The organism is Ekhidna sp. (genome assembly GCF_965228795.1).
Taxonomy (GTDB): domain Bacteria; phylum Bacteroidota; class Bacteroidia; order Cytophagales; family Cyclobacteriaceae; genus Ekhidna.
Map to the genome: position 1 here is coordinate 623411 of NZ_OZ245839.1, position 15070 is coordinate 638480.

At 41.4% G+C, this 15070-nt stretch carries 18 protein-coding genes and 2 tRNA genes; 13 read left to right on the top strand and 7 right to left on the bottom strand.

The annotated features are described in order from the left end of the window. Position 1: 1 nt before the first annotated feature. From ACQK2H_RS02780 to ACQK2H_RS02795, 4 genes are all read left to right on the top strand, one after another. Entirely contained in the window at positions 2-469 is a 468-nt protein-coding gene (locus ACQK2H_RS02780; protein ID WP_425389952.1) for a hypothetical protein, read from the top strand. A gap of 240 nt (positions 470-709) precedes the next feature. Next, positions 710-898: a hypothetical protein gene (locus tag ACQK2H_RS02785; RefSeq protein WP_420316937.1), complete on the top strand. Its 189-nt coding sequence runs from the start codon at positions 710-712 to the stop codon at positions 896-898. Further along, positions 879-1214 (top strand): hypothetical protein, encoded by a 336-nt coding sequence (locus ACQK2H_RS02790; RefSeq protein WP_425389953.1) that lies wholly within the window; start codon positions 879-881, stop codon positions 1212-1214. The genes ACQK2H_RS02785 and ACQK2H_RS02790 overlap by 20 nt, the downstream gene beginning before the upstream one ends. Before the next feature lie 39 nt (positions 1215-1253). Then, positions 1254-1781 (top strand): ferritin, encoded by a 528-nt coding sequence (locus ACQK2H_RS02795; RefSeq protein WP_425389954.1) that lies wholly within the window; start codon positions 1254-1256, stop codon positions 1779-1781. A 60-nt stretch (positions 1782-1841) separates the two neighbouring features. Here the strand turns inward: ACQK2H_RS02795 and ACQK2H_RS02800 are convergent, their stop codons facing one another. Beyond that, entirely contained in the window at positions 1842-2381 is a 540-nt protein-coding gene (locus tag ACQK2H_RS02800; protein WP_425389955.1) for an RNA methyltransferase, read from the bottom strand. A 38-nt stretch (positions 2382-2419) separates the two neighbouring features. On the opposite strand from ACQK2H_RS02800, the gene ACQK2H_RS02805 reads away from it, so the two are divergent. Further along, a complete protein-coding gene (locus ACQK2H_RS02805) occupies positions 2420-3244 on the top strand; it encodes a CPBP family intramembrane glutamic endopeptidase (protein ID WP_425389956.1) in 825 nt (274 codons plus the stop codon). Next, a complete protein-coding gene (mutS, locus tag ACQK2H_RS02810; protein WP_425389957.1) occupies positions 3244-5847 on the top strand; it encodes a DNA mismatch repair protein MutS in 2604 nt (867 codons plus the stop codon). The genes ACQK2H_RS02805 and mutS overlap by 1 nt, the downstream gene beginning before the upstream one ends. A 511-nt stretch (positions 5848-6358) precedes the next feature. Here mutS and ACQK2H_RS02815 read toward each other — a convergent pair. The 6 genes from ACQK2H_RS02815 to ACQK2H_RS02840 form a co-directional block, all read right to left on the bottom strand. Continuing rightward, positions 6359-6443: transfer RNA gene (locus ACQK2H_RS02815), tRNA-Leu, on the bottom strand. 45 nt (positions 6444-6488) lie between these two features. Next, positions 6489-6561: transfer RNA gene (locus ACQK2H_RS02820), tRNA-Gly, on the bottom strand. A 146-nt stretch (positions 6562-6707) separates the two neighbouring features. Beyond that, entirely contained in the window at positions 6708-7637 is a 930-nt protein-coding gene (locus ACQK2H_RS02825; protein ID WP_425389958.1) for a GNAT family N-acetyltransferase, read from the bottom strand. 133 nt (positions 7638-7770) lie between these two features. Further along, positions 7771-8583, bottom strand: a complete 813-nt coding sequence (locus ACQK2H_RS02830; RefSeq protein WP_425389959.1) for a 1-acyl-sn-glycerol-3-phosphate acyltransferase — start codon at positions 8581-8583, stop codon at positions 7771-7773. A gap of 48 nt (positions 8584-8631) precedes the next feature. Then, positions 8632-9282, bottom strand: a complete 651-nt coding sequence (locus tag ACQK2H_RS02835; RefSeq protein ID WP_425389960.1) for a DUF4230 domain-containing protein — start codon at positions 9280-9282, stop codon at positions 8632-8634. Positions 9283-9327: 45 nt separating this feature from the next. Continuing rightward, on the bottom strand, positions 9328-9489 hold the full coding sequence (locus ACQK2H_RS02840; RefSeq protein ID WP_425389961.1) for a hypothetical protein: 162 nt from the start codon (positions 9487-9489) through the stop codon (positions 9328-9330). Positions 9490-9562: 73 nt separating this feature from the next. Between ACQK2H_RS02840 and arsB the strand changes: the two genes are divergently transcribed. The 7 genes from arsB to ACQK2H_RS02875 all read left to right on the top strand — a co-directional run bounded on the left by arsB (position 9563) and on the right by ACQK2H_RS02875 (position 14950). Then, entirely contained in the window at positions 9563-10609 is a 1047-nt protein-coding gene (arsB, locus tag ACQK2H_RS02845; RefSeq protein ID WP_425389962.1) for an ACR3 family arsenite efflux transporter, read from the top strand. Between the two features lie 23 nt (positions 10610-10632). Further along, on the top strand, positions 10633-10956 hold the full coding sequence (locus tag ACQK2H_RS02850; RefSeq protein ID WP_350207086.1) for a metalloregulator ArsR/SmtB family transcription factor: 324 nt from the start codon (positions 10633-10635) through the stop codon (positions 10954-10956). A 41-nt stretch (positions 10957-10997) separates the two neighbouring features. Beyond that, a complete protein-coding gene (locus ACQK2H_RS02855; protein WP_425389963.1) occupies positions 10998-11372 on the top strand; it encodes a hypothetical protein in 375 nt (124 codons plus the stop codon). A 12-nt stretch (positions 11373-11384) separates the two neighbouring features. Then, positions 11385-11804, top strand: coding sequence for an ArsI/CadI family heavy metal resistance metalloenzyme (locus ACQK2H_RS02860; protein ID WP_425389964.1), 420 nt, complete (start codon positions 11385-11387; stop codon positions 11802-11804). Positions 11805-11876: 72 nt separating this feature from the next. Further along, positions 11877-12473, top strand: a complete 597-nt coding sequence (locus ACQK2H_RS02865) for a low molecular weight phosphatase family protein (RefSeq protein WP_425389965.1) — start codon at positions 11877-11879, stop codon at positions 12471-12473. Positions 12474-12525: 52 nt separating this feature from the next. After that, positions 12526-13857 carry an NAD(P)/FAD-dependent oxidoreductase gene (locus ACQK2H_RS02870; protein ID WP_425389966.1) on the top strand — a complete coding sequence of 444 codons (1332 nt, stop codon included), beginning with the start codon at positions 12526-12528 and terminating at the stop codon, positions 13855-13857. Positions 13858-13957: 100 nt separating this feature from the next. After that, on the top strand, positions 13958-14950 hold the full coding sequence (locus ACQK2H_RS02875) for an AAA family ATPase (RefSeq protein WP_425389967.1): 993 nt from the start codon (positions 13958-13960) through the stop codon (positions 14948-14950). Positions 14951-15070 lie beyond the last annotated feature (120 nt).

A 15070-nucleotide genomic window follows, 5' to 3' on the forward strand; every position in this document is an offset into this window, starting at 1 on the left:
AATGAAAAAATTCAGCAGTTTGTTACTTATAGGAGCCTTGGTAATTCTTGTATTCCAATGCACTCAAACGAGTGCTAATGAAGAGGAGATGGAAGAATATCCAATCCTGGAGACTATGGGCTATTATCAGCGATTTTCCAATAAGCTCTGGCTGGCTGGAATCAACGAAAGCTGGGAACTGGCTGATTTTTATACGCATGAATTGGAAGAGGTTACCGAGCAGCTGGTGGATGGAAATGTGATTCATGACGATTACAACATCAGCAATCTCACGGAGGAGATGTTGCTACCGAAAATTGAGAGGGTTGAAGAAGCCATTCGGAAGAAAGATCAGGTACTTTTTCTTGAAAACTATGAGTTGATGATTAGCTCCTGCAACCTCTGCCATAAGTCCACCCGACACGATTTCATAAAGATTACAGTGCCCAATGATTCTTCTGTTTGGAATCAGGATTTTACGGTCAATTAACACTCACTCTGAATCCTAAAAGAGGCTGAAATATAATTCTGCATGACCCCAATATTCATGTCGGTTTGAGGCCCACCCGCCAGCGCCGGTGTGGCCGTTAGGATGGTGCGGATGAGCGTCTTAAAAAAATTCGTCGAAACCTGACAAAAATCATTTAGAATAATTCTAAATAAGCTTGGAACCTTTCGATTTCAGAACTACGTTTGTATTCTATTTAGAATCTATCTAAATAAGGATTGAATGAGTAGTATCCCTTTACAACAACTTCCGGTTTCTAAGCTCTATGAGGAGCACCTTCAGAATAAGAAAAAGAAGGGAAAGAAATTGAAGAAGGAGTGCTGTTTTAAGTACATGAAGAAGAAGGGAAAGTACTGTAAGTCATGTCCAACTTTACACGCAATGTGCCAGAATGCAGGAAGAGATCTATAAAACAAAAAGCGCGAAAATCGCCCAATGCGAGCTAACAGACTCGTTTTTGCTGATGTATGATCAGGAGGAGATTCCGTTTAAGTTATGCGACTTGTACGCGTTCCGCAAGACAATCATGTCATTTGACATAGTGGAATTGCTGGATAGTGCTGCACCTGATGCGGAGATTGTACATCTTCCTCATTGCGATCGTTTTTTGGTTTTGTCCATCCGGGAGATACTGGAATTTAGAGAGCTTCTAAACGGAACGTTCGATACCTTAGCACTTAATAGTGCAGTTCAGAAGATTTTGCGCAAGAACGTATTCAACTTCTGATCTGTTTATTGTTTTAAGAGCTAAATCAGAATCATAACTATGAAAGATATTTTAAGAAGACATCACGTACTCAAAGATGAGATCGTAGATATCATCAATCGTCAGATCAAAATGGAGGCGCACTCATCTGCAGCTTATTTGGCAATGGCAGCATGGTGTGATGTGCGAGGGTATGATAACAGTGCTGAGTTTTTCTTCAACCAATCGGATGAGGAGCGCAAGCACCAGTTAAAGCTTTTTCACTACTTGTGTGATATGGAGTGTGATGCTGTATCTCCGACTGTTGGCGAAAGTCAGCACGATTTTGGAACGCTGAGAGAAGTGTTTGAGAAAGCATTAGAGCATGAAATTGCTGTTTCTGATGCGATCCATGAGATTGTAGGAGAGTGCAGAAAGTACAATGACATTGCGACTGAAGAATTCATGCGTTGGTTTGTACAAGAGCAAATCGAAGAAGAGTACATCGCCAGAAGAGCACTCGAATTATTCGATGTGTTAGGTGAAGATAAAATCGCTCTTGGTATGTTCGAAGAACGTATCCTCGAGATTAAGTATGAAGAGGGATAGCCTCTAACCAAAACGCTGTTAGGGTTCAAAACCCTAACAGCGTTTAAATTTCAAAGCTTCCTATTCGGGAAGCTTTTTTTGTTTACTCACAAAATCCCAAAGCACCACACCAATACTCACCGAGATGTTCAGAGAATGCTTGGTTCCGTACTGAGGAATTTCTAAAACCGTGTCAGCTGTCTCAACTACTTGGTCATTCACTCCAAATACTTCATTACCGAATACAAAAGCATATTTAGCTTTCTTATTTGTTTCAAAATCCAGCAGTGATGTGCTTTCATCGGCCTGCTCAACAGCCACGATCTGATACCCTTCCTTTTTTAATTCATCAATGCAATCCGAAATTATATCTACATGCTCCCATTCTACAGTATCCTGTGCTCCCAAAGCAGTTTTATTAATCTCACGGTGCGGAGGTTTGGCAGTAATGCCACATAAATAGATTTTCTCGATGCGAAAAGCATCGGAAGTACGAAACGCCGACCCCACATTCATGGCACTACGCACATCATCCAGCACTAAAACAGCGGGTATTTTTTCTGCAGTTTTAAATTCTTCTGGTGAAAGCCGGTTCAGCTCTTCGTTCTTAATTTTTCGCATGGATTATTACCATTAATATTGAGCAAAGATTCAAAAGAATGTTCAATCACCAAGGATACGTACGCGTACTTTCGATCATTATCCCTTACTTTTTTGTGGTTGGCTTTTTTCAATTCATTGGATATGGGATTGCGGGTGTCGATCTCTTGGAAGGTGAAAAAGCCACCAATGAGTTTGATCATATGGTGATCATGCTATTTACTATGCTTGGTACAATACTCGTTGTATGGTTGTGGAATGACAAGGTTGATGGTGCGGAAAAATGGAAGTTTAAAATTGATAAGTTAGGAATAAAGCTTGGCTTGGCGATTCCACTTTTGATTATGCTTATAGGCTTCTTTTCGCTGATCTTGACTGGACAGATCCAAGTGAATGGAAGTCATTTCTCATGGACAACAATTGGATGGAGCATACTGCTATTTCTTTTTGTATCAATTGCAGAGGAGGTAATCATGAGGCAGTATGTTCTTAGAAACCTGATGATTTCTTTTCATCCGGCAATGGCACTTGTAATAAGCTCATTATTGTTTTCATTGATGCACTTTCTTAACCCTTCCTTTTCACTGCTCCCTTTTATAAATCTCTTTCTTGCCGGTGTTTTTCTTGGCACTCCTTATATTTTTAATAGAAATTTGAGCTTTCCAATAGCAGGTCATTTCGCCTGGAATTTTGTTCAAGGATCAATACTGGGATTTGATGTAAGTGGAAGGGATACCTACTCAATCTTTAGCATGGAGATTCCTCACAATACTGTTTGGAATGGTGGTGCATTTGGCTTTGAAGGATCAATTCTTTGCATCATTTTGCAACTCATTGGAATTTTGATCATTGGAAGAATATATAAAAGACGTTATCAAAACTAATGGCAGGAAGTAAGGCAGGTAAGGAAACCCCTCTGATGAAACAGTACAATCAGATCAAAACCAAGTACCCGGGTGCTTTGCTGTTGTTCAGGGTGGGGGATTTTTACGAAACGTTCGGTGAAGATGCGGTGAAGGCAAGCAAAACGCTTGACATTGTATTGACTAAGCGAGCCAATGGCTCACAAAAAGAAATGGAACTGGCGGGTTTTCCTCATCACGCAATGGACAATTACCTGCCAAAATTGGTTCGGGCAGGCTATCGGGTAGCGATCTGTGACCAGCTGGAAGATCCAAAATCTGTGAAGGGAATTGTCAAGCGTGGAGTGACTGAGTTGGTCACTCCGGGCCTTTCGCTCAATGACAATGTACTGGATCAGCGAAAGAATAACTTCCTAGCTTCTGTCTATCCCGGCAAAGAAAAGTACGGTGTTTCCTTTCTTGACTTATCTACTGGGGAGTTTATGGTTTCTTCAGGCACGGAAGATTATGTAGATAAACTCATTCGAGGATTTCAGCCTTCGGAGATCATCTATCCCAAACCAAACCGGGATTGGTACGGCGCAAATTACGGAGAACACTTTTCGTCCTTTGCATTAGAGGAGTGGATCTTCAGTAAAGAGTATGGCTATGAAAAGCTGACCACCCACTTCAATGTACCAAACCTTAAGGGCTATGGTATTGAAGAATTGAGTGAAGGAATATTGGCTGCTGGAGCCATTCTATATTACCTGGATGAAACCGAGCATAAGGAAACGAACCACATTAAATCTATTTCTCGGATTGATGAGAATAAATATGTGTGGCTGGATCGGTTCACCATTCGTAATCTGGAATTAATTCAATCAGCACAACCGGATGGCATCTCCTTGATCGAAACAATCAACCAAACACTCACTCCTATGGGTGGACGTTTACTTCGAAAATGGCTGGTACTGCCTCTGAAAAGCAAAGCGGAAATTGATCAGCGTTTGGATGTGGTAGAAACATTAACTCAGAATGATGAGCTACAAGATGAGCTTCGAGAGCATCTTGAAAAGATAGGAGACCTGGAACGACTAGTAGGAAAAGTGGCAACCAGCAGAGTGAATCCTAGGGAGTTGCTACAGCTTAAAAAAAGTTTACTCCAATTAGGTCCAATTCGAGACCTGATTACTGAGCAAAAATCACTCAATGCGTTTTATGATTTACTAAATCCATGCGAAAAGCTGATCGAAAAGCTTACCAGTGATCTCAATGATGATGCACCACTCCAGCTTCATCAAGGAGGAGTGATTAAAGAAGGGATTAATGCGGAGTTGGATGAACTACGAGCGATTTCAACTTCCGGAAAAGATTTCCTTTCCGGTATCCGAGACCGGGAAATTGAGCGAACAGGTATTAGCTCATTGAAGATTGCATACAATAAGGTATTTGGCTATTACCTGGAAGTATCCAATGTGCATAAGGACAAAGTGCCGGAAGAATGGATCCGAAAGCAGACCCTGGTGAATGCGGAACGATACATTACAGAAGAACTTAAGCAGTACGAGGAAAAGATTTTAACTGCAGAATCTCAAATCGGAGTATTGGAACAGAAGCTCTATGCTGAATTGGTGGTGTTTGCACATTCTTACATTGATGCCATTCAGCAAAATGCCAAAGTGGTTGCTCAGTTGGACTGCCTTTCTTGCTTTGCACAGCAAGCGCAATCTTATAGCTACTGTCGCCCGAATATCTCTGAGGAAAAATTGATCGACATCAAAGCGGGTCGTCACCCGGTGATTGAGCGCAACCTCGCAGATGGAGAAGACTACATCGCCAATGATCTGTACCTGGACAATGAGTCCCAACAAGTGATGATCATAACCGGACCAAATATGGCTGGTAAATCGGCCTTACTGAGGCAAACAGCATTGATTACTCTCATGGCTCAAATGGGATCTTTTGTTCCTGCAGGCTATGCAAAGATTGGCCTGGTGGATAAGGTTTTCACAAGAGTGGGTGCTTCAGACAATCTTTCAAGGGGTGAGTCCACGTTTATGGTGGAGATGACAGAGACGGCCAGCATTTTAAATAACCTCAGTGATCGTTCACTAGTCTTAATGGATGAAATTGGCAGAGGGACAAGCACTTATGACGGCATTTCCATTGCCTGGTCCATTGTGGAGCATTTACATAATCACCCAAAAGCGAAGGCTAAAACTCTTTTTGCAACACACTATCACGAACTGAATGAGCTGGCGAAAGACTTACCTAGGGTAAAGAATTTCAATGTATCAGTAAAGGAACTGGATAACAAGGTGATTTTTATGCGGAAGCTGGTAGAGGGTGGCAGTGAGCACAGTTTCGGTATTCATGTAGCCCAGATGGCAGGGATGCCCAATGAAATTGTGATCCGGGCGAATGAAATATTGAAACACCTGGAAAAGGAAAAGCTGACTGATTCAGAACGAGAAAAACTAGAGGAACTCCCTACCCAGCAGTTCCAAATGAATTTATTTGAAGCAGACCCACGCATGGAACAGATGCTGGATATCCTTCGAAAAATTGATGTGAATACGACCTCCCCGGTGGAGGCCTTGTTGAAATTAAATGAGCTTAAAGAGGTATTAAAAGGCTCTTAAGCTACAGCTGCAAGCATATTGCTCTGCATGTTGTCAGCTTGGATGATCAGACGATTAACGTATTGTAGTTTAGATTCCAACGCTTCATCGCTTCTATTCTCCAAAATTCTCACTAAGTGCTTTCTTACTTTCATAGCACATTCTAGCGTCATATCGATCTCTTCGTTAAACATATCTTTCTTTTTTTGAATGGTTTGTAATGTTGTCTTATTCTGACATTACAAAGATGTTAAAGGAAATGACTGCAAAAGCGTGTGAAAATCTGGATATTGATTTAAGCAAAATTACTAGTCAATTTTCGCATGAAATAAGCCTTCGATTAAAGGATGCGTTTCATCGATCTTAAGCTACCAGTCAGCGAAATATGTTGCAGATGGTCGGAATTTGGAGTAGTGTAATTATATCGCGTGTGTAATCCTGAGTATCTCAAGAGAGTCGTCCAGCCCCTACAAGTGATGAGATTACTTATCACAAAAAAGCCTGACAATCAATCGATTATCAGGCTTATAAGTACCTCGGGCGGGACTTGAACCCGCACGGGCGCAATGCCCACAGGATTTTAAGTCCTGCGTGTCTACCAATTCCACCACCGAGGCATTTGGTTGGTACCAAAAAAGAAGCCGCATCTAGTGCGGCTCTTGAGCGGGAGACGGGATTCGAACCCGCGACCCCAACCTTGGCAAGGTTGTGCTCTACCAGCTGAGCTACTCTCGCTTATTGAGAAGAAGTGAGCGTTTTGTTGTGCTCTACCTCCCGATAACTATCGGAAGAGCTACTCTCGCTTATCCTTGTTCCTTTGAAAAGGACTGCAAATTTATATGAACCATTGAAATTTGCAATAGAATATTTAGGCTCTTTTTTTAATAATTCACATGCCGATCAATCACCTCCTGGTGAATATCTTCAATGGTGACAAGGATGGCTGTTTCTTCCACATCTCCAAAATCCGGGTTTTGGGCGGTACCGAAGGTCATCATCGTATCAGACAAACTCATGTAGATATTGATTAATGGAGGAACAAACTCGCCTCGTTCTTTAAGCAGTTTATGAAGCAGCTTGAACCCATCCTGATAATTCATTTCAGAAGTAAAATGTGCTTTGAATAACGCCTCATCAAATCCGGCCTTTAGTTCCGGTTTGGGTTCGCACAGGTTCATTTTGTTTGGAAAGTAATGCGCCATGAAGGATAACAAGATGTCCCTGGCTTCTTTATTATAGCTGGTATACATGGTCACCTTTCCAAAGAAGTATTTAATCTCAGGATAGTTAGTTACCAAACAGCCTAGCCCATCCCAGATATTCATCAGCGCAAATAATCCTTTTCGTGGATTATTTGCCGGTTGATAGTCGGGCTGGACCCAGGATCTTCCCAATTCGATTGAATAAGGAAGAAAGTCTTGCTTCATCTCATCCGAAAAATTGAAGTAATGTGCAGTTGATAATTCAAAATCTCCGTTATCCGGATTTTCTGCTCGTTCACCGGTTATGAAGCGATAGCCCCCAATGATCTCACGGTCTTCCGGGCTATAGACCACCAGTTGTTCATAGCACCGTTCCCGAGTGTCTGCCTTATCGATATCTAAATCTTCTCCTGTACCACCACCGGCATATCGGAAAGACAGTTCCCGCAAACGTCCAATCTCTCTCATGGTATTGGGTGAGTTGTGATGATTCACAATGTAGATTTTATTCCCTCCCTTGTTTGTGTCACGTACAAAACGATCCTCATTGAGCTCCTGCTCGATCAGGTCCCTGTCAATGGGTTCTATGATTTCTTTACTTTTCTGCATTCTTCTTTTTAACCGTCATAGCGAGCGAAGCGCGGCTATCTCATAATATTTATTGCTTCATTCAAATCACGAGATCGCTTCATTCTTCGCGATGACGTCCTTTCTTTTGAGAAACTTTTAAGCTTCTCACAATTCACTCCCTTAATTTATAAACTTCTCCTTTAACCCACTGTGCCCATTCCTTATCAGACTTATCTCGGGTGAATGTTTCAGGTACAATAGGTGAGCCAACTACAATACTTACTTTCTTACCCTCTTGTTTGAAAAGCTCATCTACCAGGAAGAACATTTCGATGTTTACTTTGATTCCCAGGAACTTTCTAATCTTGGCAAGACGATAAAATCGATTCGTTAGACGTCCATCTATATGGACAGGGACCACTGGTTTCTTGTACTTTCTAGCTTTTGTAACAAATGTTTTTTTCCATTCCAGATCCATGATTTCACCATGGATTTTCCTGCTTACAAGCCCTGCCGGAAAGAGAAAGGTAGCCGTATCAGAAGCAAACTGCTCTTCCACTTTTTGTAGGGATTCTGCAGCGCTTTTGCCTACCTTATTTACGCCTACAAACTTTTCTTTCAAATTTCTCACGGCCATTAGCAGATCATTCACAATGAAGGTGATGTCAGGTCTCTCCTCTCTGAGCAGATGAATGATCGTGATTGCATCCATCCCTCCAAAGGGATGATTTGCAACGAAAATACACGGCTGATCCATTGGTGGCACATGCTCTTTGCCTTTAATGCTGAGCTCTTGATTGAGCAACTCCACAGCGGCCTCACAAAACTCGAAGGCATCTGCATCCTTATTGGATGCCATAAAGGTATTCACCTGATCCTGATGAATGATTTTTTCAATCCATCGGATGACAAATCCGGGCAGCCATTTCAAGAGCTTTGGATTCTTTTCAGCAATCAGTTTTCGTACCTCTACAAACTTTTCCATCGGATGACGGCAATGATAAATGTGTTTAAGTGGCTGAACAAGTTCTTATTATAAGTTCATATTTGAATTACTGGTATCAAGAGCAAATGAAAGTATAACAGTCTTGCCACTGATATTCTCCAGCATTGGTCTCAAAATGGTGTGTGCATTCTCTCTCGTCTGCTCCAAAATACCGGACTGTAACGCGGAAGCTTCAATTTGCTTTTCGGCAACTTTGTAAAGTTCCTGAATAAACGCCTTTCGCTCATCACTTCTCATGTAATCAGTTTTCAGATCATATAATCGGGATTTTTCCAAATCAATTTTAAAATAACAGATTTCAGGAATCGGAAGCTTTATGAAAATGGTATCACCGGAATTAGAAACATCCTGCGGGATAATTTTTGTAAAGTCAATGCACCCAACAGCACTACCTTGACTAATCAGTACACCTTTTGAGTCAGGAACTGGTTTGTATTTAAAAAATTTCAGATCAATCTCACCGGCTATCTTTTTTATCTCAGTCACTTCCTGGAAGTTGTACTTCACTAATTCCATCTTACCCATTTGCTCTACACGAGTTAGGATCGTGTTTGTCTCTATTTCAGTAATTCGTTCACGAGAATTGCTGATTTTTTCCTGAAAAAGCATCCAGCCCAGCAGACCGACGGTCAGCAGCCAGGGAAGAATTTTAAGGATCAGTTTCGTCAGATTGATCATGCGTATAAGATAATGCGAATATCTGATAAGGTTAAAAAGTAAAACTTAATTCTCCTTCTTGAATGTGGGAAGGAATAGCATACAGGTTAAGCTCTCCTCAATGTCATCCTGCAAAGGATCTTTGACTTTCAGTGCTTCGATTTTCGAAGATTCTTCCAGAATGACAACAAGGTTGATTAAGATCCGCTTACCTTGGCGGCTATGCATGACCCTATTTTTGGGGTCCGAAGAGGAACCCTTTTGATTCTTTGTCTATTCATTGTAATATTGCGATAAATAAATGAATGGCATGAAGAAACTGAGCTTTTTGGATCGAAATCTAACCTTATGGATTTTCACTGCAATGCTTTTGGGTGTTGGAATTGGCTATTTCTTTCCAGGGGTTGCAGACCAGGTAAACGCGATGAGCTCAGGTAGCACGAATGTGCCGATTGCGATTGGTTTAATTTTGATGATGTATCCGCCGCTGGCTAAAGTCAATTATTCATTGCTGCCCAAAGTATTTCGAAATGTCAAGATTCTTTCCTTGTCTTTATTGCTTAATTGGATCATCGGGCCACTATTGATGTTCATTTTGGCAATCACGTTTCTTCAGGGCTATCCTGAATACATGATTGGATTAATCCTGATTGGTTTGGCTCGTTGCATCGCCATGGTACTGGTGTGGAACGATCTGGCAGAAGGGAGCAGTGAATACGGAGCAGGACTTGTTGCGCTAAACAGTATTTTCCAGGTATTTGGATATAGTTTTTATGCCTGGTTGTTTATTACGGTGCTTCCACCCTACTTCGGTTTCGACGGGGCGATCGTCGATATTTCTATTGCTACAATAGCAGAAAGCGTAGCTATTTACCTGGGCGTACCTTTCCTGGCTGGAATTGTCAGCCGATGGTTACTTGTTAAATTAAAAGGTGAGGATTGGTATAAAAACACTTTCATCCCCACTATATCCCCTATCACACTGATTGCTTTGTTGTTCACCATCGTAGTGATGTTTTCACTGAAAGGACAGCTGATTGTAGAGATACCTCTGGATGTACTCCGAATTGCGGTTCCTCTTTTGATCTATTTTATTCTCATGTTCCTGATTGGATTCTTTGTGAGCAAAGCAGTTGGAGCAGAATATGACAAGAACGCATCGGTTGCTTTTACAGCTGCCGGAAATAATTTTGAATTGGCGATAGCAGTAGCAATTGCCGTGTTTGGACTAAATTCAGGTCAGGCGTTTGCCGGGGTGATAGGCCCGCTGGTTGAAGTTCCTGCATTAATTTTACTGGTGCGGGTAGCCTTTTGGCTAAGAAAAAAACATTATTCCACAACCAAATAATTTATTCATCGTAATATTACGATATGGGAGTCAGTCGAACCGATTTATTTACTTCTGAACAAAACGAATTGGCGTTGGTGGCCAAAGCGTTTGCACATCCGGCACGAGTAGCAATCATTGAGTATTTGATACAAGCGAATCAGTGTATCAACAGCGACCTGGTAGAAGAATTAGGGTTGGCACAGGCGACCATCTCTCAGCATTTGAAAGAATTGAAAAGTGTTGGATTAATTAAAGGAACAGTCGAGGGAACATCCATGTGCTACTGCATTGATCCTGAGATTTGGCAAACCGTAAAAAATCGCCTTCAGGGATTAATGGATAGTTACGATCCCACTTGCTGTTAAAAAAAATTTAAACAAAATCATCGTAATAATACGATATATAAATGAAAACAATAGCTTTAAATAGCAGGAACCTAAATAACAGCTTGGTCTTTTATCGATCCTTGCTTGATCGGATGCCTGATGAAATAAGCCCCAATCTTATTCGGTACGAAACGGATCAGTTTCGACTGGATATCATCGAGTCAGATGATGCAAATGACGGTCGCAACACACTTGAAGTGAAAGAACGATCCGAGTTGCAGGAAATCAGCAGGCGAATGAGCCGGTTCAAAAAGATTGAACGATTTAAGGAAGAATGTGAGAACATCGGAAAAGCGATTGGTCTCACTGATCCTGATGGAAACAAATGGGTGATTGGCAACCCTGAGGAGAAAGTACACTTCGAAAAATGCTACATAGATTCAGAAATTTTTTAAACAACTATTATTATGGAACAGAAAACAGTATTTCCAAGAACGCATATCTCATTATTTGTTAGTGACATTGGTGAGACAGTCGCATTTTATGATAAATTTTTTAACGAAAGCGCGGCGAAAGTGAAAGACGATTATGCCAAATATGAATTGGATGCTCCGGCATTGACCATTTCGTTTATTCAAAATCCAGAGAAGGTAAACACCTCCGGGCATTATGGCATTCAGGTGAAGACAAAGGAAGAATTGAATGAAAAGCTAAATTTGGCCAGAGGTCATAAGTTGGTAGAGCTGGAGGAGGCCGAAACTGCTTGTTGTTATGCGATTCAAGACAAATTTTGGGTCAATGATCCGGATGGATACGAATGGGAAGTTTATCACTTCTTAGACGATGTAGAACAAAATCAGGAGAAGCAAGCCGCAGCTTGTTGTTAAATATTCAATTCCCCAATATTCCCCCTTAATAAAGGGGGTTAGGGGGTTGTTAAACTTATCTAAAGCAAACAAATGATCTATCCACAAATAAAAACCTACCTAGAAAAAGCGACTTCAGTTGAAATCACTGATGCACGAAAGGCCATCCTAAATGAAATTGTTGAGTATATAAAGTCAGCTGAGGATCCAAAACTTAATTTCATCTGCACCCACAACTCACGAAGAAGCCACCTGAGTCAGATTTGGGCGCAGACTATGGCGTATCATTATGGTATGAAGGTGAAAACCTTTTCCGGCGGAACGGAAGCGACTGCTTTCAACGCAAATGCAGTTGCTGCAATCGAAAGCGCTGGTTTTGATGTGAGGAAAGGAGAAGGAAGCAACCCTCGCTATGAAGTGAAATTCTCGACGGACGCTTCATCGATGATCTGCTTTTCCAAAACCTATGATGACCCCATTAACCCATCATCCGGGTTTGCTGCTATCATGACCTGCTCCGAAGCGGATGCTGAATGTCCCGTCGTTTTTGGAGCAGATGCTCGTATCAAACTTTTTTATGAGGATCCGAAAGTGTCAGATGGATCAGGTAATGAAGCAAAAGTGTATGGAGAGCGCTGTAGCCAGATCGCAGCTGAGATGAATTATGTATTCCAACAAGCAAAATCTTAGATTTTAAGAATCAATTGAAGCGCGTGGTTGTTAGAAAAAGAAAAACAATCACATGGCCATACCTTCACATTTACGATTAACCGTTCCCGAAACACAATATCCCCGCATTGTTATTATCGGAGGAGGATTTGCAGGGCTTAGACTTGCCAAGTCGCTAAAGAAAGTGAAAGCCCAGGTAGTGATGTTGGATCGCAATAATTTTCACACGTTCCAGCCGCTTTTGTATCAGGTAGCAACCGCGGGGTTAGAGCCTGATTCTATTTCCGGTCCTCTCAGAAAATCATTCGAAGGACACTTCAATTATGTTTTCCGGATGGTAAAAGTCACCGGTGTGGATTTTGAAAATAACGAAGTAAAAACCCGTGTAGGGAATCTCAAATACGACTATCTGGTCATTGCTAATGGATCTGCAACCAATTACTTTGGCAAGGAAAACTTTCGAGAGAAGGTGCTTCCGTTAAAAAGGGTGGTGCATGCCCTCGATTTAAGAAGCCACATTCTTCAAAATTTTGAGCAAGCCGAGCTAACACAAGACCCTGAGTTATTTCAGCGCATGATGAACATTGTAGTAGTAGGAGGAGGACCAACTGGAGTAGAAGTAGCAGGCGCACTTGCTGAGCTTCGAAATCATATTCTACCGAAGGATCATCCCGATCTTGACTTCTCGAAAATGAACATCCATTTGGTGGAGGGATTGGATCGTTTACTGAATGGAATGAGTGATTTTGCAGGAAAGGAAGCACTGAACTACCTCAAAAAAATGGGAGTGGATGTTCGACTAAACACAATGGTGAAGGATTATGAAAATGGAATCATTGACCTGGGTGATGAAAAGATTAAGGCAGAAACACTCATCTGGGCGGCAGGCGTAAAAGGAAGGATCATTGAGGGTATTGATGCTGAAAAAGTGCAAAAAAGTCGTATTCTGGTTGATGAGTGCAACCGAGTGAAGGGCATGGACATTGTTTTTGCTGTCGGTGATGTAGCAATGATGCAAACCGAAGAATTACCGAACGGTCACCCTATGTTGGCACCTGTTGCCATTCAGCAGGGGGAGCACCTGGCAAAAAACATCAAACGAATGTTTGAAAATAAGGAACTAAAAAAATTCGAGTACTTCGACAAGGGAACCATGGCTACAGTGGGAAGAAATAAAGCAGTGGTGGATATGCCCGGAGGACTTCATTTTAAAGGATTTTTTGCCTGGTTAGTTTGGATGTTCGTTCACATCATGTACCTGATCGGGTTTAGAAATAAATTAATTACACTGAATAACTGGATTTGGAGCTATTTTACTTACGATAAAGGCACCAGACTAATTATTCGTACGTTCTCATTGGCGTCAAAGAGAACATTAACAGCAGACCGAAAAATTTCAGGGTAGATTTAGACCACAAATCCAATAAATGTTCCTTAATTCAAATGGTTCTTTTCAATTTGAAATGGAATAATATTTTTGCAGTCCGAAACTCAAAAACAAAAGCATGGAAGAGCAAGTAATCGACAAGGATCTCCAAAAGGAACATCAGGAAAAAATCCAGAATGTAATTTCTGAAGTTGGAAAAGTCGTCATTGGTCAGGAATACATGGTCAATCGACTGCTTGTTGGATTGTTTACTCAGGGTCACATTTTGTTGGAAGGTGTTCCTGGTCTGGCCAAAACGCTGACAGTAAATGCGCTGGCAGATGTTTTGAAGCTGGATTTCCAGCGAATACAGTTTACACCGGATTTATTACCTGCAGATTTAGTAGGGACGATGATTTACAACCAGCAGAAAGCTGAGTTTGAGGTTAAGAAAGGACCAATCTTTGCCAATCTGATCCTGGCTGATGAGGTGAACCGATCTCCTGCTAAGGTGCAGTCTGCTTTGTTGGAAGCCATGCAGGAAAAGACCGTTTCCATTGGAGAGACCACTTACAAGCTGGATCGCCCATTCTTAGTAATGGCTACACAAAACCCGATCGATCAGGAAGGTACGTATCCGCTACCTGAAGCACAGGTCGACCGATTCATGTTAAAAATCCATGTGGATTATTTGAGTAAAGAAGATGAGCTTCAGGTAATGAGGCGTATCTCAAATATGAGCTTTAGTCCACAATTGGAAACCATTCTTACCAAAGAAGATATTTTCTCTATCAGAAATGAGATCAATCAAGTGACTGTTTCTGAATCCATTGAGAAATACATCATTGAATTGGTTTTTGCCACCCGTAATCCATTGGATTATAAGCTGACTGATGAAGCACAGTACATCCAGTTTGGAGCATCTCCAAGAGCATCCATTAACCTTAACCTGGCAGCCAAAGCAATGGCTTTCTTCAACCAGCGTGACTATGTGTTGCCGGAGGACGTGAAAGAGATCGCTGATGATGTGCTAAACCATCGAATCTTGTTGAACTATGAGGCTGAGGCTGATGAAGTTACAACTCACGACATCATCAAATCCATATTATCTAAGGTTAACATTAGCAAATAAAACCACCCTCAGAACATTCTTTGGAAGATGGGCACTTTACAATTCCTTAACAATTGTAACAGTGCCCTAACAATTAAGCCTTTCTTTTAATGATATCGTAACTGTCTTTCCTAAGGCAGT